This is a genomic window from Bacillus sp. FSL L8-0099 (assembly GCF_038006385.1).
GTDB classification, from domain to species: Bacteria; Bacillota; Bacilli; order Bacillales; family Bacillaceae_G; genus Bacillus_A; species Bacillus_A toyonensis.
On record NZ_JBBOVC010000001.1, the window covers coordinates 1,771,449 to 1,788,607 of the forward strand.

Annotated in this window: 11 protein-coding genes, 4 pseudogenes and 2 riboswitches; of the genes and pseudogenes, 11 read left to right on the forward strand and 4 right to left on the reverse strand. The window is 32.2% G+C overall.

The window, feature by feature from the left end; translation table 11 throughout:
* Positions 1-39: 39 nt before the first annotated feature.
* The 3 genes from sdaAB to MHH42_RS09245 all read left to right on the forward strand — a co-directional run bounded on the left by sdaAB (position 40) and on the right by MHH42_RS09245 (position 3,260).
* Positions 40-732 (forward strand): L-serine ammonia-lyase, iron-sulfur-dependent subunit beta, encoded by a 693-nt coding sequence (sdaAB, locus tag MHH42_RS09235; RefSeq protein WP_016108179.1) that lies wholly within the window; start codon positions 40-42, stop codon positions 730-732.
* 21 nt (positions 733-753) lie between these two features.
* Entirely contained in the window at positions 754-1,644 is an 891-nt protein-coding gene (gene sdaAA / locus MHH42_RS09240) for an L-serine ammonia-lyase, iron-sulfur-dependent, subunit alpha (RefSeq protein WP_000282015.1), read from the forward strand.
* Positions 1,645-1,937: 293 nt separating this feature from the next.
* On the forward strand, positions 1,938-3,260 hold the full coding sequence (locus MHH42_RS09245; protein ID WP_001014213.1) for an aromatic amino acid transport family protein: 1,323 nt from the start codon (positions 1,938-1,940) through the stop codon (positions 3,258-3,260).
* A gap of 71 nt (positions 3,261-3,331) precedes the next feature.
* On the opposite strand, the pseudogene MHH42_RS32400 reads toward MHH42_RS09245, so the two are convergent.
* Positions 3,332-3,442: pseudogene (locus tag MHH42_RS32400) on the reverse strand (IS6 family transposase); the annotation flags it as partial.
* Positions 3,443-3,948: 506 nt separating this feature from the next.
* On the opposite strand from MHH42_RS32400, the pseudogene MHH42_RS09250 reads away from it, so the two are divergent.
* The 5 genes and pseudogenes from MHH42_RS09250 to MHH42_RS09270 form a co-directional block, all read left to right on the forward strand.
* Positions 3,949-4,419: pseudogene (locus tag MHH42_RS09250) on the forward strand (ATP-binding protein); the annotation flags it as partial.
* Positions 4,420-4,961: 542 nt separating this feature from the next.
* Positions 4,962-5,213 (forward strand): WYL domain-containing protein, encoded by a 252-nt coding sequence (locus MHH42_RS09255; protein ID WP_232300952.1) that lies wholly within the window; start codon positions 4,962-4,964, stop codon positions 5,211-5,213.
* 412 nt (positions 5,214-5,625) lie between these two features.
* Positions 5,626-6,285, forward strand: a complete 660-nt coding sequence (locus tag MHH42_RS09260) for a serine/threonine protein kinase (protein WP_000026521.1) — start codon at positions 5,626-5,628, stop codon at positions 6,283-6,285.
* A 261-nt stretch (positions 6,286-6,546) separates the two neighbouring features.
* Positions 6,547-6,921 (forward strand): annotated as a pseudogene (locus tag MHH42_RS09265) (recombinase family protein).
* A 232-nt stretch (positions 6,922-7,153) separates the two neighbouring features.
* A complete protein-coding gene (locus tag MHH42_RS09270; protein WP_000725203.1) occupies positions 7,154-8,554 on the forward strand; it encodes a zinc dependent phospholipase C family protein in 1,401 nt (466 codons plus the stop codon).
* A gap of 279 nt (positions 8,555-8,833) precedes the next feature.
* On the opposite strand, the gene MHH42_RS09275 is transcribed toward MHH42_RS09270, so the two are convergent.
* Both MHH42_RS09275 and MHH42_RS09280 read right to left on the reverse strand, forming a co-directional pair.
* Positions 8,834-9,154, reverse strand: a complete 321-nt coding sequence (locus tag MHH42_RS09275) for a helix-turn-helix domain-containing protein (RefSeq protein ID WP_001202918.1) — start codon at positions 9,152-9,154, stop codon at positions 8,834-8,836.
* Positions 9,155-10,017: 863 nt separating this feature from the next.
* Complete coding sequence (locus MHH42_RS09280) at positions 10,018-11,145, reverse strand: FtsW/RodA/SpoVE family cell cycle protein (protein ID WP_000722112.1); 1,128 nt, start codon at positions 11,143-11,145, stop codon at positions 10,018-10,020.
* A 187-nt stretch (positions 11,146-11,332) separates the two neighbouring features.
* Positions 11,333-11,509, reverse strand: a riboswitch (M-box (ykoK) riboswitch).
* A gap of 521 nt (positions 11,510-12,030) precedes the next feature.
* Positions 12,031-12,198: riboswitch (M-box (ykoK) riboswitch) on the forward strand.
* A 277-nt stretch (positions 12,199-12,475) separates the two neighbouring features.
* Here MHH42_RS09280 and mgtE point away from each other — a divergent pair.
* The 3 genes from mgtE to MHH42_RS09295 all read left to right on the forward strand — a co-directional run bounded on the left by mgtE (position 12,476) and on the right by MHH42_RS09295 (position 16,815).
* Positions 12,476-13,804 (forward strand): magnesium transporter, encoded by a 1,329-nt coding sequence (gene mgtE, locus MHH42_RS09285; protein ID WP_000735192.1) that lies wholly within the window; start codon positions 12,476-12,478, stop codon positions 13,802-13,804.
* A 160-nt stretch (positions 13,805-13,964) separates the two neighbouring features.
* Positions 13,965-15,062, forward strand: a complete 1,098-nt coding sequence (locus tag MHH42_RS09290; protein ID WP_000681828.1) for a phosphodiester glycosidase family protein — start codon at positions 13,965-13,967, stop codon at positions 15,060-15,062.
* An 859-nt stretch (positions 15,063-15,921) separates the two neighbouring features.
* The gene (locus tag MHH42_RS09295; protein ID WP_098059240.1) at positions 15,922-16,815 is read left to right on the forward strand and encodes a cation diffusion facilitator family transporter; all 894 of its coding nucleotides are present in this window, start codon (positions 15,922-15,924) and stop codon (positions 16,813-16,815) included.
* Positions 16,816-17,008: 193 nt separating this feature from the next.
* Here the strand turns inward: MHH42_RS09295 and MHH42_RS32405 are convergent.
* Positions 17,009-17,098: pseudogene (locus MHH42_RS32405) on the reverse strand (DUF4878 domain-containing protein); the annotation flags it as partial.
* Between the last annotated feature and the right edge of the window lie 61 nt (positions 17,099-17,159).

Here is a 17,159-nt window from a genome sequence, read left to right on the forward strand (position 1 = left end):
CAACTGCAATTAAAAATAACAAATTATGGGGGTGTTTATATGAATGTAGCATCTATTAAAGAAAAAAAGATTGTTAAATACAAAAGTTGTTTTGATGTGATTGGGCCAATAATGATAGGTCCTTCAAGTTCACATACTGCAGGTGCCTTGGCTATTGGAACAGTTGCCAATAAATTATTTCAAGGTCTTCCAAAAAAAGTTGTGGTAAAGTATTATGAATCATTTGCTGAAACCCATAAAGGTCACGGAACTGATTTTGCAATTATTGCTGGGATATTGGGATTTGCTGCCGATGACAGCAAAGTGCCAGATGCTATTAAAATAGCAGAATCTAAAGGAATTGACATTACCTTTATTGAAAAAGCGGGTGATAGTCCTGCTGGTCATCCAAATACGGCAGATGTACATTTAGAGGATGAAAGTCGAAGTATTAGAACGATGGGTATTTCGGTCGGTGGTGGATTGATTGAAGTCAAACATGTTGAAATTGACGGATTTAGCTTAGATCTGCAGGGGCCATTGCCAGTTATTATTGCGATTTCTGAAAGAGCTGACTTTGAATTTGTCTTACGAAGGATCTTTAAACAATATGATGTGGAAATTAACAACTTTCATAGTTTAGAAGATAACAAGAAATATTTATATGCATTCGCTTTGGATTCTCTATTGCCTGGTAATGCGCAGAAGGAATTGGGAAATTTAAGTAATATAGCTAACCTTATTATTCTTTAGTTCCATTAAGGAGTGAAAAAAATGTATATGACCATAAAAGAAATTGTGGATACAGCTAATAAAAGCCAAAAGCCAATTTATGAATTAGCAATGGAACAGGAAATCAAACAAACTAAAACTTCTTATGAAGAAGTTTGGAGTAAAATGGAACGAAATTTAGCGACTATGGAAAATGCCATAAATAAAAGTATCGAGGGCGACGGGGTATTTTCTCCAACCGGTTTAACCGGAGGTGATGCTGTTAAGATTAAAAATTATCGAGAAAATAGGAAAACACTTTCTGGCGATTTGATGGTGTTAGGGATTCAAAGTGCTATCGGTGTTAATGAAGTAAATGCTGCATTAGGGGCTATTTGTGCAACTCCAACAGCAGGTGCGAGTGGGACAATCCCGGGAGTCTTATTTAGTATTAAAGATACGTTGCAGTTAAGTCATGAAGATATGATTCATTTTCTATTCACTTCAGCGTTATTTGGAACGATAGTCGCAAACAACGCTTGTATTTCAGGAGCGTACGGAGGATGTCAAGCTGAAGTGGGCAGTGCCTCAGCAATGGCGGCTGCAGCAGCGGTAGAAGCTGCCGGAGGAACACCACAACAATCTTCTGAAGCTTTCTCAACCGCATTACAAAATTTACTCGGTTTAGTGTGTGATCCGGTCGCTGGTTTGGTAGAAATTCCTTGTGTAAAGAGAAACGCCATTGGAACGGCAAATGCTTTAGCAGCAGCGGATATCGCATTAGCCGGCGTAAACAATATCATCAATGCTGACGAAGTTATTGAAGCGATGTATAGAGTTGGAAGACAGATGCCTCGCGAGTTAAGAGAGACAGGTTTAGGCGGAATTGCCGCTACACCTACAGGGATTTCCATTAAAAATAAAATCTTTGGAGAGAAACAATCAAATCAATAAATAGTTATCGGATATATTGTGAAAAGTGTAACAAATTTATTCTCTATTGTTTGCCTAAGGATATCTGTATATTGGGGGAATTACCACTAAAATATACTACTATATAATTGAAACATTTTGTAAGTGGTAACAAACCCATCAGGTTGATGACTAGTGGAATTTTTGATTTCGATTAACTGAGAAGAAGGATAAACGATGTGGCGCACTTTTTAAGTAATTCATTTTTCAAGAACGATCTATATTCCTAAGTCTAAAAAGAGACGTAAGAATAGGACACAAGGAGGAAGTATTATATGAATGGGAATACTGCAAAAAACATAGAATTTCAAGCTGATAATACTGTAGCAGTAAAAAATGATAAATATCCAGATCCTAAAAAGTGGAATAAGCAGGATACTACCTGGGCATTGAGCCTTTTTGGAACAGCAATTGGAGCAGGAGTACTCTTTTTACCTATTAATGCAGGTTCAGGTGGTTTATTATCATTACTACTAATTACCATACTGGCATATCCCGTAATGTATTACTCACACAGGGCGCTTGCTAAAATGATTTACGCTTCTAATTCTGCTGATGAGGGGATTACAGGGACAATAAGAGAGTATTTCGGAAATAAGGCAAGTATTATTTTTAACATAGTATATTTTGTTTCAATTTATACGATCGTGCTGATGTATTCGGTTGCACTTACAAATACTGCAAGTAGTTTTATCGTGCATCAATTGCATATGCCAGAGCCTCCAAGAGCCATTTTATCGCTCGTATTAGTACTTGGTCTTATCGCTATACTAAATTTTGGTCAAGATATCACTGTGAAAATAATGAGCATGCTCGTATATCCTTTCATAGCTTCTTTACTTTTTATCGCAATATCTTTGATTCCACAGTGGAATACGTCAATGCTTAGTTTTTCAAATGTTTCTACTGCTTCAACAGGAACAGGATATTTTGGAACGATATTGATGATTCTACCAATCATTGTATTCTCGTTTAATCATTCTCCAATGATTTCATCATTTGTTATGAAACAAAGAGCTACCTATGGAATAGAAGCTACTGATGCCAAGTGTGCTCAAATACAAAAGGTTTGTTATATTATGACATTCTCTGTTGTTATGTTCTTTGTTTGGAGCAGTACCTTAAGTTTGACTCCAAATGATCTCATGATGGCAAAAGAACAGAACTTATCAATCCTATCATATCTTGCTAATGAGCTTAATTCGCCTGTAATTACTATTGCAGCTCCTATCATTGCTTTTACGGCCATAACAAAGTCTTTCCTTGGACACTATATAGGAGCATATGAAGTAATGCGTGACATGATTATCAAGTCCAGTCAAACACGCGGGAAAGATATAGAAGAAAAAACAGTTAAGACAATCATCCTTACTTTTGTCGTATTAACATGCTGGTATGTTGCTTATGCAAATCCAAGTATTCTTGGACTTATTGATGCTCTTAGCGGTCCGTTAGTAGCTGCTATCTTATGTCTATTACCGATGTATGCAATCTATAAAGTACCGGTACTAGCTAAATACAAAGGGAAAGCGAGCAATGTATTTGTCATTATTATAGGTATCCTTACTGTACTAGCAAGTATTAAATCATTATTCTAATCCACTATTTTGGGTTCTCATGTGAAAATCGTGAGATATGAAAAAAGAAAGATTGCTAGCGGAATTGAATTTTATATTGTGAAATCAAATAGATTATGGTTTTGGACAAATTTCTCACCTTGGAGAGTTTGTCCTTTTTTGATCATATGCTTAACTTCTATTCCAGCAATTACTTTTTTAGCTGCTTACACTGATTATAATTCAAGCATATTAGACTGCTGTCCCATACCTATCAAGCTAATATTTTAAAGTATCCCAAAACGAAAAATTCATATCACTACAACAGTGAATTATGAGAATGTAGTGTTTTTTTGTTTTGGGGAACAATCAATTTCTTAAGTTGATATGCATGGGCGGTACCTCTTGTATGTCTTCCTTTATTTTTGAATTAATTATGACTTTTATTTTAAAGTTTGGCGCCCATTAAAGATTTTTAATAGAAATGTAGAAATATCCTTTAAAGTGATATAAAACATATAATTATACATACATAGAGGAAACTCATTCAAAATGGAAGAATAGAGAAATAACTGTTGTTATATTTATGGAAATGTTAGAACTAAAGAAAAACACCTTTTATAAAATTATGAAGGAATATGAAGAAGTAAATTAGGGCTTTTCCTATAAAGCGTACGACCAACACTTTAACGAAACGCTAGCAAACCATCCGAATTTAAAATCTGTGCGTATCAACCTTGATGATGTAGTAAAAACTGTAATTAGAAGAAATTATAGAGATTTTATTCATAAGAGAATAAAATTAGATATACAGGATATTGATGAGATTGTATATAGTGATGGAAAATGGGTTGAATTTATTATTAATCAAATAATAGGAAATTCTATAAAGTACTCAAATAACAAAGAACAAATGATACGTATATACTCAATTAAGAAAACTAACTCAGTAATACTAACTATAGAGGATAATGGAGTAGGGATAGTAACTAAAGATATAAATAGAGTTTTTGAGAAAGGATTTACTGGAGAGAATGGAAGAAGATTCAGCAAAAGTACAGGAATGGGCTTGTATCTATGCGAAAAACTGTGTTCAAAATTAGGATTGAAAATTGGCATTGAATCTGAAGTGAATAGAGGAACTAGCGTTACATTAATATTTCCCTTGTCAGGTATGGTAACTTTTGAGCCCTGGTTATAAAAGGGATGCTGCCATCTTTCCACGAATTTCGTATGAAACTTATAAACAAATGTAAAACGGTATGAAAAGAGTAGAAATTCACTTCATACCGTTTGTATTATTTAGCCATTTAACATATTGGTATATGTAATTGTGAATCGGATGGATGTTAATCTGGATTAGTCATTACTATTTTTGATATCCACTAATACTTAAAGTAAGATTTGGTTCGGTTGCTACACAGACCTCGTAAGCGAGAAATTGTACACGATATAAAATAGTAAAATAAACATCCGATCCCCTACCGTACAAGGAATCGGATGTTTTGTGTCTAAATTGTGTCCAAACGTACAATTTTCTTTTTTTGATATGGGACCCCAAAGAGGCAAAAAGAGATAGTTCATGAGGCAGATCAAGTTATCCAATTTGTAGGAATAAATCAAAAAAAGGAATCGCACTTTTTAGGAGAACTCTTCTCTGCAATACTGAATAAAAAGGTAATAGAAATCAATGATTGTAGCTATGGTAACAATCATTGAATCATTTAACACTTAAGATTATTAATTACAAATAGAAATTGGTATTGCTTTAGTTGGGATTTAGACAAAAAAGAATTTCGAAATTTCCGTTGTGACTATATTCAATATACAAAGTATGAAGATGAGGAAAACATTCCTTTTACTGAAGAGACAATTAGTTCGTTATATAGAAAACAATTCAATACACAACGACCTTTTTCTTTTAAAGTTAGTGAGAAAGGGGTTGAACAATTCTATAAACGCATTTACGATAACATGTCTCTTCAAGAAGAATAACAAAACAAATACATTATTGTGACTTTTGGAGAAAAGGAGATGGATTTTCTGGTTCAGTATTTTTTGTCTTTCGATAAAGAAATTAAAATAATTCCTCCGGAAATGCTACGCTCCAAATATAAGGAATATTGGTGGATTGTTATGAAATAAAAAATAGTTCATCTGCAAATTAGCAGGTTAAAATAACATTCCTGATTTAATTTCAATTAGGTTTTTGATGCAATTTTAAACTAGCCCACTGTTATAAAGTTAATATTTATGATGTTCCAAGAACGAAAAATTGTTGTCTTTTATAGCAATAGGATTTATTTTTATTACAAGTTAGGACAAAATCTCGTTCTGGAGTAGTTGTATTTTCTTAGCTTAATAGCGATGGGGTGGGACCCCTTTTAGCAAAAACGGAGTGGAAATGATGAGTATAAATAGTTTTGTGGGATTGATAAAGGACGAATTATTAAAAGAGGTAAGCATAAGAAGTGAGGATGAATTCGAGCCTGTAGTAGTTAAAGATATTCCTAGACTTTGGAAGTGTTTAGGGACAGGTAATTATGCTGCAGTATTTATGCACAAAGAACACAAAGGTTGGGTAGTGAAAGTTTATGCGCGAAAAGGAGAAGGAATTGAAAAAGAGTCAGAAGTATACCGAAGAATCGGAAATCATCCTTCTTATTCGAGGCTTATATATAAAGGAGAAAATTTCATAGTATTGAAACGTTTAAAAGAAATTACCTTATACGATGCTATTCATAAGGGGATTAAAATTCCTAAGCAGGTAATCCTCGATATCAATGAAGCTTTAGAGTATGCAAGAGAACAAGGATTAACTCCTTGTGATGTTCACGGGAAAAATGTGATGATGGAAAACGGAAGGGGATATGTAGTCGATGTATCTGATTTCTTAAAAACAAAAGAAGATAGTAAGTGGAGAGATCTAGAAAAGGCATATTTTACATTTTACTTGCCTTTCATTTATAAATTGCCTCTCCCTGTTAAAATACCGTATTTCATGTTAAACATTGTTAGACGTTCATATAGAAAATATAAGAAGCTTAAAAAGAAATTCAAATTGTAAAAGGACCACATACTTATCTTTAGGTTAGATAAGTGAACCACTAGTAAACAAAAGGGATGTACATTTTAGATTAGTAGTCAACGGTGCATAAAATTTTCGTTCTAGAGGTACTTTAAAATCTTAGGTCGATGGGCATGTAGCGATACTCCATGCCCATTAACTTAAGAAAACAAATCAACCCCAAAATGAAAAAAGAGCTTTTTATTACATATTAGGACAAAATCTAGTTCTGGGAGTAGTTATATTTTCTTAGCTTGATAGGTGTGTGGTGGAACTCAAGAAGGAGATATAGTTGTTGAAGCTCGGATGAATTGATTAGCTAAAAATTTAAAACACATGTTAGAACTCGCTCAAAACTTGGAAAAGCGAAATGTTCATATAGTTAGTCTGGATTATAATTTTGATACAAGAATAGCAACTGGAAAAATGCTCCTTCATATTATTGAAGGTGTTGCTGAATGGGAACGAGAGTTATTGAAAGAAAAGCAAAGAGTCGGATTAGACATTGTTAAAAAAGGGGGACAGCGGGGTTGTCCTCGTAAGTGTGGGAAGAAACATGAAGGGATGGAACATGCTATCCATTTATATATGGAAGGTTATTTCATCCCCTATATTTGGATATGCAAAATTACATAAAAAAATATGTTTAAATAAGACGTGCTTTTATATATAACTAGAGGTAGAGAAGGAAAATTATTGTTTAGGATCAATTTAAAACTTTTAATTTGATCGATGTGTGGTGGTATTCCTTTAAGACAAAAATTAAGCAGTTAGCCTTTGCTCATTGTTCTTTTATTAGAGCTATTTAACTGTGGTTATTAAGATGAATATCCGCATAAGAATCTTTATATTTAGAAAGGAATATAAAATGAAAAAAATCGTATCAACACTATGTATAGCTGGAGTGACTTTAACTATTTTAGGAGTATGTCCTCAAAGTAGCTATGCTCATCTCGATCAAATTGATTTAAATGAGAATGATCCTATTACTGCAAGATGGTCTGCAGAAGCTCCGTATCATTCTGATAAAAGTACACATTTATGGATTGCAAAACAAGCTATTGAAATTATGAAAACAGAATCTAATATTGAAGCAAATAAGCAGGCTGTGGACTTTTTAAATTATCCACAATATAAAGATTTATTTTCTAAAGGATTATATGATGCAGATTATAATGCAGAGTTTAACGATGGTGGTACAGGAATAGGTGGCGTTTTTAAAGGCGGATGGAAATCTCATTTTTATGATCCTGATACTAAAGAAAATTATAGAGGAGAAACAAATCCAACGGCTCTTACACAAGGTAAGAAATACTTTTATGAATCTGGAGAACATTTACGAAATAAGGACTATGAAAAAGCTTTCTATTACTTAGGAGTAGCCACGCACTACTTTACAGATGCTACTCAACCTATGCATGCAGCAAATTTTACCGCAATTGATACGAGAGCTATAAAATATCATAGCTACTTTGAAAATTATGTTACAACCATTCAAAATCAATTTGCAGTCAATACTGGAGGGAATTATAACAATTCTCTATCTACACCTGAAGAATGGATTGATTATGCAGCTCGAGTAGCTAAACCTGAAATCCAAAATATTACTAATGATAAAACATTTAAGTATTATAATAGTGGTAAGGCACAATTGTGGCAAGAAATGGTTACCCCAGCTGTGCAGCGGAGCTTAGGAGAAGCTCAGCGTAATACAGCAGGTTTCTTAAATCTTTGGTTTAAAACTTTTACTAAAAATGTGAAAGCTCCAAGTATAGAGACTGCATTAATCTATGATATTGAAGGAAATGTCATAGAAGCAGGGAAAAACTATTATATCGTACCAAGTGAATCTCCTTATCAAGGTCTAACTTTTGAATGGTATTTAGCAAATCGTTACGATTATGTCACACTTGCAAATAAAGAAAACAATGCTTTATTTGGTACACCTATAGAGTTTGAATTCTACAAAGAAAATGATGCAAAGCTACACCACGGAGAGAGTATATATCTTCGCATGAAGCACTCAAATTACGACCAATTCCAATATTTAAATTGGTCCAATTATTCTAGTTGGATTCACCTTGCTCAAAAATCTGATAGTTTAGCTGATTTTAAAATTAAAATTAACCTGGATAATCCTACAGAATATAATATTTTTACAGATGACTATCCATTAAATTATGAGAATATAAATGCAAAGAAAAATTGGATTGTACTAGGTGAAAAAAAACAAAAACCTAGCTCATGGAAGTTTATCCCTGTCAGATAACCTAAAAAGAAAAACACTCGTCCTTAATCAGAACGGGTGTTTTTCTTTTTAGAAATTATAACCCAGAAATTTAATGTTAAAATTTTATCGTTTTCCGAAAGAAGACTTCTTCCTCAAAAATGAGAAGGTGTGAAATACCAATTTTAGATAATCAAAAATTAGAACATATAAATGAAATAGTTTGTTTTGTAATTGCTGAAAATAAGCAAGTATACAGTTCATATCAAATACAAAGGATGTTCCAATCGTATAACTTGTTTGGGGATTTATTTCATGATTTTACATTTGTAACCATCCACGTTTTTTGAGCTCTTTATACAAATTACTCACGTGGCACCCCATTTCCTTTGCAATATCTGGATAATTTACTCCTTGATTATATAAAATTATTGCTTGTTTGCACTTTTCATCCCATTTTTCTTCTATCGTTTTTACTTTTGTCGATCTCTTTCTAAATTCTTTTTTACCCAGCGTAATAAGTTTTTTTCCTATGTCGCATTGTTCAATACAATACTGTTCTACATCCGTTTGATATTTACAATTTTTACAATATTCATCCTGCAAACGTATTATTTTTACTTTTTTCGCGACCGCTCTCATATCGTATTCACTCCGATTTGATTTATATATATCATAATTTTACGAGCGTACTCTTGCAATTTACGTTAATCTCACAATTAATTCCAGTAAAAGCTCTACCAATAGTCTTATTCCCTGTCCTTTCTTAGCAAAATTTCCTGTTGGCAAATATCATTCCACTTTAATTTCCTAAAGGGTAATTTTATTTAGAATTGTTAACTTGGAACTGATAAATATCCAAAAATGAATGCATTAATAATTCTGTATTCCTAGAAGAATGATAGTAGCCATCACTATCTTTGAAATGGAATAAATTACTAGTACAATAACTAAATGAAAGGAAAATAAATCCAAACAACAGGTTTTATTTGCTTTTGTAGGCATTCTAACAATAGGAGGTGTTTCGTCTGTTAAAGGTTGCCCGCCAATCTGTAGTAAAGCTTTACTTAAATGTTTTCTCTTGAAAACTGTATTTTAAATGTACTCTATACGTAAATTGATTCATTTTTTGCATCCGTATTCTTTGTTTCGTGTATCTTTTGCCTTGTCTTTAATGCTTTATATTTTCAATGATTGCTTTTTCTTTTGATTTAATAATTTCTATCTGATATATATTACTATTAACTTCCTAATATTTTTATGCTTATCTATATAATAAAAAGAATTTTAAGAATTGAGACCAGCCAATTATATATATATTTTCTCAGCCATTATGAATGCTTCATCCCTTGCCACGGATTTTTACAATGTTATATTTTTTTTACTGTGTTTATTTTATTGTTTAGCAATAATTCTAATGAAAAAACAACAGATTGATTTACGGAATCAGTCTGTCCAAAACGAGAAAGAATTCATCCATTAAAAATAGAATCTTATATTGATAATTATATATTATGATTATCAAACTTAATTTTATTGAAAATTGAAATATTAAGTAGTATTCCTATTGCTATTAAATTAACCATTAAAGAACTTCCACCAAAACTTACAAATGGAAATGGGGTACCCGTAAGAGGAAGTATTCCCGTAATACCGCCTAAATTAACAACAGATTGCATACCAATCATACAGCCTATACCAATTGCTATAAAACTTCCAAAGGGATCTTCACATAGCTGTGCAATTTTTAGTGAGCGAAGAACTATAGCTAATACTCCGGTCATTATAATGAATACACCAATAAATCCTAATTCTTCAGAAACGATTGCCATTATAAAATCAGTATGTGGTTCTGGGAGATAACCAGTTTTTTGAATGCTATTTCCGAATCCACGTCCAATAATTCCTCCTGAGCCAATGGCAATAAAAGAATTTACAAGCTGATATCCATTCCCTTGTGCATCAACAAAGGGATTGAGAATCGTAGTAATACGTGTCTTTTGAACTTCTGACAAACTAAATTGAATCAAAAAATATAAAATAGGTAACCAAAAAATAGAACCGAGTATAGTTCTTTTAATTAATAGATTTATATTTATTCCCGAGCAAAGAAATATGCTACAACCTATACCTAATATTAAAAGAGCAGATCCTAAGTTTGGCTGTTTATAGATTAGGAAAAAAATTGTAGCTAAAAAAAATAAAAGTTTTCCGCCCCCAAACCAAGTTTGTTTAACTGGTCCTTGTCGCAATGCAAAAAAACGGGCTGTTACAAGTATTGTTCCTAATTTAAGAAATTCAGCTGGCTGTATTCCAAAGATCCAAGATTGAGCATTATTTACGACCTTTCCTTTCCATAAAACCATAATTAACAAAAAAATTCCCCCAATCATAATACAGGTTGAGACTATTCGTTTTTTCCATATTTCATATGGGAGAATAGCACAAACTATTAGCCCAATTGTTCCTAAAAATAGCTTTGTTAATTGAGAATCGACAAAGTGCCTACTGTTATAACCGTAATGTTGAACAGCTACAATGGAGCTCGCGCTATACATCATGATAATACCTAAAGTACATGTTATGAATAGAGGGAGGAGCAATAGATAATCGAGTTTTAATATTTTTTTCATTTTTATATCCTCCTGATTTACATTAACACTTAATATTACATTTGCTAATGAATAGAATCTTGTTCTCACCAATTAATAAATAGTATTTTTGTTTTGAGAGATCCTATCGCTTACACCCTGTTTTCTTACGTAAAAATCCCCCTAGTTACATACTAGGGGGATTTCAAAATGGCATGACTAAATAAAGCTTTTCTCCCCCTAGTAGAGCTTTGGCACTATACAACGTAAAGTAATGGAAATTCATTACTTAGCTATCTTAAGAAGAGCCTTAATCCGACAATTCCTGTTCTACCCATTGGCGTCTTTCGACATTTTTGGGCAATAGCCTGTGTTTGTATAGGAGCCTCACCTAACAGGTTTAGCAATATAAATTTTATGTGTTAGTTTCGTGTAGCCAGCATAAATACTTTTTTTTTGCCTGTCAAGTAACGTATTGCTAACTTTATATTCTTTATTGCTTTATAAATCTTTGAGAAATGATATGAGAAATTGTATTTAATTGTCTCATATAGATACATATTTGCGATTTGGAATGTATAATTTGATTAAGCAGTTTAACCATATAAATTTGATAAACAGTAAAGAAGATTTTAATCATAAAATAAGATTTTTTGAAGAATGTTCTTTTGAAGTACGGTATGATTAATGATGCAACTTCTGCTATAAAGTTACAAATTAATTATAAACAATAAGTTTCTTATACGAAATTTCATATGTTTTATAACTTTTTTTCGAACTAATTGTATTTAAATTTTATATCTTTTAAGCAGAATTTCAAATTTGTAATAGAATCTAATTACATTTCTCTAAAAAAGAATTTTTTATGAATCAAATCGAAAGTTAGTTGACAAATATTAAATTCTGGTTTAAATTTTGAAGTAATTCAATAATCTTTGTTAGGTGAGGCTCCTGTATAGAGAAACGCTGCTGCCCAAAAATGTCGAGAGACGCCAATGGGTCAACAGGAACGGTCGGATTAAGGCCCTTTTTAATGTAGCTGGTTATAAAAACCTATGCTATACAGTGCTAAAACTCAACGAGGGAGTGGTATACGATTTGATAGAAAGACACCTCTGGGATTTTTGCAGAGCTGTCTTAATAATCATTTATTTGTATTGTAAAAAAACCTTTACTCCTTTTTGAGTAAGGTTTTTTTTGTTTAATGTTATTTATTTTTATCTTGTCTATATTCAAAAAGGAGGTAGTTCTAAATAATAAATTGATTGCAATGTAACTATTAATGCTCTAATCAAAATTTAGACAGGTAAAATAATACAAAACCACTCATGAAACTCTAGAGTCTCCCTTAGCAATATGAGGAGGAGTTAACATGAAGAAATTATTAAATGAATTACTTGTAACCCAAAATGATTTGGATGCAGATAAAGTTTTACGTCATCCGTCGTATGATGTTGCGCAAGAAATAAAACGGTTTTCAATTGAAGATCAAGTCATATTACTAGATAAGATTCCTGTATTAAAAAGCTCAAAAATTCTTCAACATTTGAGTATAGAAGAAAAATATAATATCTTAATTCACTTATCTGAAAACAAAGCTAAAAAATTACTAAATTTACAACCGATTGATGAAACAGTAGATCTACTTCTAGCGGTTCATCCGGAAAAACAAGCTCAATTAATGGCGTATCTAAATAAAATTACAAAACATAATGTAAAAAAGTTAATGGCTTTCAAACCTGAAACGGCAGGAAGTCTTGTCACAAGTGATTATGTTGCAGTTAGAGGGAATTGGTCAGTAAAAATGACATTGAAGTACATTAGGGAACATTCTGAAAATGTAGAATCAATTTCTTATATTTATGTTCTTGATAGTCATGGTTATCTTAAGGGAATCGTTTCCATACATGAATTATTACTAGCAGCAGATGAAGAGATATTATCTAATATCATGATTCGAGAGGTGATTTCAGTACCCGCTGAGGTTGATCAGCAAGAAGTTGTAAAAAAGCTACTGAATTATAATTTAGCAGCAATACCCGTAACAACAGCAAATAATGAAATGATTGGTATTATAACATTTGATGACGTAATGAATGTTATGGAAGCAGAGGCTACAGAAGATATCCAAAAGTTAGGTGGAAGTGAACCATTAAATCAATCTTACTTTGAATCTAGTATTTGGAGCATTTTCTTTAAACGCCTACCATGGTTATTGCTTCTTTTTGTTGCTGAGGCATATACAGGTACAGTACTAAAGTATTTTGAAGACGAAATTGAAACAGTAGTTGCCCTTGCTTTCTTTGTTCCATTATTAGTAGGTACTGGAGGGAATACAGGAACACAGGTTGTAGCAACAATTACTCGTGCAATCGGTATTGGAGAGGTGAAATTTAAAGACATTTTCCGTGTAATGAAAAAGGAATTTGCAATTGGTATGCTTCTCGGACTTGCACTTGGGGTAGCTGGGCTCATTCGTGCTTATATGTTAGGGGTTGGAACAGAAGTTGCACAAGTTGTAGCAATCACTTTATTATTTATTGTTATTTGGGCTTCGCTTGTCGCAGCTGTTTTACCTTTAATTTTGAGAAAATTTAAATTAGATCCTGCAGTCGTTTCTGGTCCATTTATTACAACATTTGTTGACGGAACAGGATTAGTAATATATTTCTTGGTTGCAAAAACGTTATTAAATTTGTAAATATACACTGAAATAAATACGAAATGTAGAATAAGTATTTTGCCTTGCTTGCTAAGACATAGTGGGGAACTCGGGAATAAGGAGAACAAACACTTTTGTCTTTAGGTAAATAATATTTTAAAGGATTCATTGAATGTAATTAATGCCGGAGGATAAAACTATGAAACATCTAAGAAAAATCTTCAAACGAATTTTGCTCCTTCTTTCTATTTTCATGCTTATTGGCATAGGAATATTATTTGGTACTAACTATGGCCGAGATTTTCGTGTAACAATTGCTGGGAGTATACTAACTTCTCAGCATCCACAATATGCGAAATATACATTCCTATCCCAAAAGGAACTAGATAAATTACAAGATAGAATTAATCATCCAAAATGGTTAAATAGTGATGAGAATATTTATAAAAAAATAGCAGGAAAAAGATTAGAAGAATTAAAAAATCAGCCATTAAAAATTGACGTAGAAACGATTAAAAGTAACAAAGATAGTCGCTTTCTTTTCGAAGGAAAATTAGTCACTATTAGTAACCCTTTCAATGTTAAACTTGTTAGCCATCAAGGAACACAGGGCGATAAAAGAGGAGAAAAAATTAGCGTAATGGCAAAACGTAATCATGCACTTGTTGCTGTGAATGCAAGTGGATTTGCCGATGAAACAGGAAGGGGTGGAGGAAATATTGCAACTGGAATAGTAATAGAAAACGGGAAAGCAATTGATACAAATATAGATAAAAATACCCCTACAATTATTACGGGCTTAACAAAGTTTGGACAAATGATAACAGGGAATTATTCTACCCAACAACTTTTGGATAAACAAGTCGTTTCAGCAGCAGGATTTATGCCACAGTTAATTGTTAATGGAGAAAAAATGATTACAGAAGGAGACGGTGGTTGGGGCTCTGCTCCCCGAAGTATTATGGCGCAAAAAGAAGATGGCACAATAATGTTTCTAGTGATTGACGGTAGGCAGACACATAGCATAGGAGCTACGTTAAAAGAGTGTCAAGATATTCTATATGAAAAAGGAGCAATAAATGCAATGGCTATGGATGGAGGTTCTTCTGCTACGCTATATTTAGGAGGAAAGGTTATAAATTCACCTTCTACATTATCCCATGAAGATCGTTATTTACCGAATGCTTGGATAGTAACAGCAAACCAAAAACAAGAAATAAGGGTGACAATAGATGGGGAAAAAATAGATACTAAAAAATCAGATGAATTTGATGCAAATATTTCAACTGATTTATAAATTCTTAAATAAATGAAGGTTTAATTAAAGTTTAAAAACTAACATACAAAGAGTGTAATAAAATTGAAAGTTTTATCATTTAACATTCATTAAAGAAAAGCGTATAGAGATACTCAATCATATGGAAAATCTCCAAGAAGTTAAAAGAAGGATAAATAATGTATACAGCTTACACTCATATTCAATTATATGCTTTTAATCTTATAGTATTTGCTACAGCTATGTGAAATGGACAACCTGTAAAAATAATTGTTGTGATCAGATGAGTAAAGATTAATGTGCAGAGTGAATTAGAAATCATACCTGAAGACATTTCATCAAACATCAAAGCAACACATTAGTCGCTTTGATGTTTGTAATGATAAAAGGGTGATAAAAAACATAAACAATAGGTGTATCAAGCAAAGGGATAATACACCTTAAAACTACATTGTTAAACAACATGCGTCATCGTGTAGTATATCTTATTTATCTTTAATTATTTTAGGTTCAATAGTACATCTTATAAATCGTTTTTTCTATGATTTCCTAATTTCCAACTCTCGTCTTTTTATTCAATCATAATTACTATTTTAAGGATGTTAAAGTAACTCCAATACTAAACGTAAAAGGAATAATAAAAGGCATATGGCATTTTGTGTCACTCTTTTTTACACTTCATAACAAATAAGGATAAAAGAACAAAGTAAGTTATGCTTTTAACCTTTACTGATAGGAGAAAATGTTTGTATAGACCCACATACTTATTATTTGGTAATGTATGAAAGAAATTAAAATGATGAGATATAGACTTATAACTAAACAATTGAATTAAACAATAATATTTTGAAACAAGAGTAAAGTTAAGGTGGGGATAACTATGAATGCTAACCAAAAAACGTCCTTATTGGCAGCATGGATTAGTGTAATTAGCAATATATTTCTGACTCTCATCAAAATTATAGTCGGTTTACTTTTCAAAAGTCAGGTATTATTAGCCGATGGGATTCATAATGCTGCCGATGTTGTAGCATCCGTAGCCTCATTGGGATCAATGAAAATTTCAAACCAGCCAGCTGATGAAGATCATCCTTATGGACATGGTAAAGCAGAAGTTATATCATCAGGAATTGTAGCTGTGATTTTAATTTTAGCGGCTTTATTTATGGCTTATGAATCGATAAAGTCATTATTTGAACCAGCGACAGAACCCCATATAATTGCTTTTATAGCAGCGATTATTTCATTAATATGGAAGCAAATTTTATATGTATACACAATACGAATTGGTCGAAAAACAAGAAGCAACGGGCTTATAGCAACTGCTTATGATCATCTTGCTGATGTTTATGCCTCAATTGCAGCTGTAATTGGAATTGGTATTGCTTTGATAAACAATATCTATTCCATTCCATATGCAGCTTATGGGGATCCTTTAGCCGGTATTATTGTTTCTTTTTTCGTATTAAAGTTAGCGATTAGTATGGGGAAAGAAGCAATATATATATTAATGGAAGGTGGTATTCCTACCGAGAAATGTAGTGAATATAAGAGAGTAATTCAGGCCCGTCCTTTTGTAAAAAGAATTGATAGAATGCGCGCACGTGATCATGGTCACTATGTATTAATTGATATTAGAATTAGTGTTCCGGCACATTTAAGCATCCAGCAAGGACATGATATTTGTAGGGATATAAAAACTACTATTATAAATCAGAACCCAGAAATATATGAAGTACTAATTCATTTAAACCCATGGTATGAGGAGAAGTAGGTTTAATGAATTATAGATAGATATAAGTAAGTAAGTAAGTAAGTAGTTAAACCGTCCTTTTTAGATATTGGAGAATTGGTCGACTTGTATAATGTCCATAATTAAAAAACATTTATAGTTATGAGTACAATACATCTCAACTATATTATTTATAGAAGAAAAAACGTCCTATTAAAATATAGGACGTTTTTATCTATGATTTACTAATTTCCCAACCTTCGCGTGTTTTCTCTAATTCAATTATAATTACCTTTTTAGAATCTTTTTTATACAAAGCATCAACAAAATCTGAAAGATAAATATCATTGAGGGGAATGAATTAATATATGAGGGTTCATTTTCAA

What these genes read in the sequence shown, in the direction of transcription:
- sdaAB (WP_016108179.1), top strand. Translation starts at nt 40, where the DNA reads ATGAATGTAGCATCTATTAAAGAAAAAAAGATTGTTAAATACAAAAGT.
- sdaAA (WP_000282015.1), top strand. Translation starts at nt 754, where the DNA reads ATGTATATGACCATAAAAGAAATTGTGGATACAGCTAATAAAAGCCAA.
- MHH42_RS09245 (WP_001014213.1), top strand. Translation starts at nt 1,938, where the DNA reads ATGAATGGGAATACTGCAAAAAACATAGAATTTCAAGCTGATAATACT.
- MHH42_RS09260 (WP_000026521.1), top strand. Translation starts at nt 5,626, where the DNA reads ATGAGTATAAATAGTTTTGTGGGATTGATAAAGGACGAATTATTAAAA.
- MHH42_RS09270 (WP_000725203.1), top strand. Translation starts at nt 7,154, where the DNA reads ATGAAAAAAATCGTATCAACACTATGTATAGCTGGAGTGACTTTAACT.
- MHH42_RS09275 (WP_001202918.1), bottom strand. Translation starts at nt 9,154, where the DNA reads ATGAGAGCGGTCGCGAAAAAAGTAAAAATAATACGTTTGCAGGATGAA.
- MHH42_RS09280 (WP_000722112.1), bottom strand. Translation starts at nt 11,145, where the DNA reads ATGAAAAAAATATTAAAACTCGATTATCTATTGCTCCTCCCTCTATTC.
- mgtE (WP_000735192.1), top strand. Translation starts at nt 12,476, where the DNA reads ATGAAGAAATTATTAAATGAATTACTTGTAACCCAAAATGATTTGGAT.
- MHH42_RS09290 (WP_000681828.1), top strand. Translation starts at nt 13,965, where the DNA reads ATGAAACATCTAAGAAAAATCTTCAAACGAATTTTGCTCCTTCTTTCT.
- MHH42_RS09295 (WP_098059240.1), top strand. Translation starts at nt 15,922, where the DNA reads ATGAATGCTAACCAAAAAACGTCCTTATTGGCAGCATGGATTAGTGTA.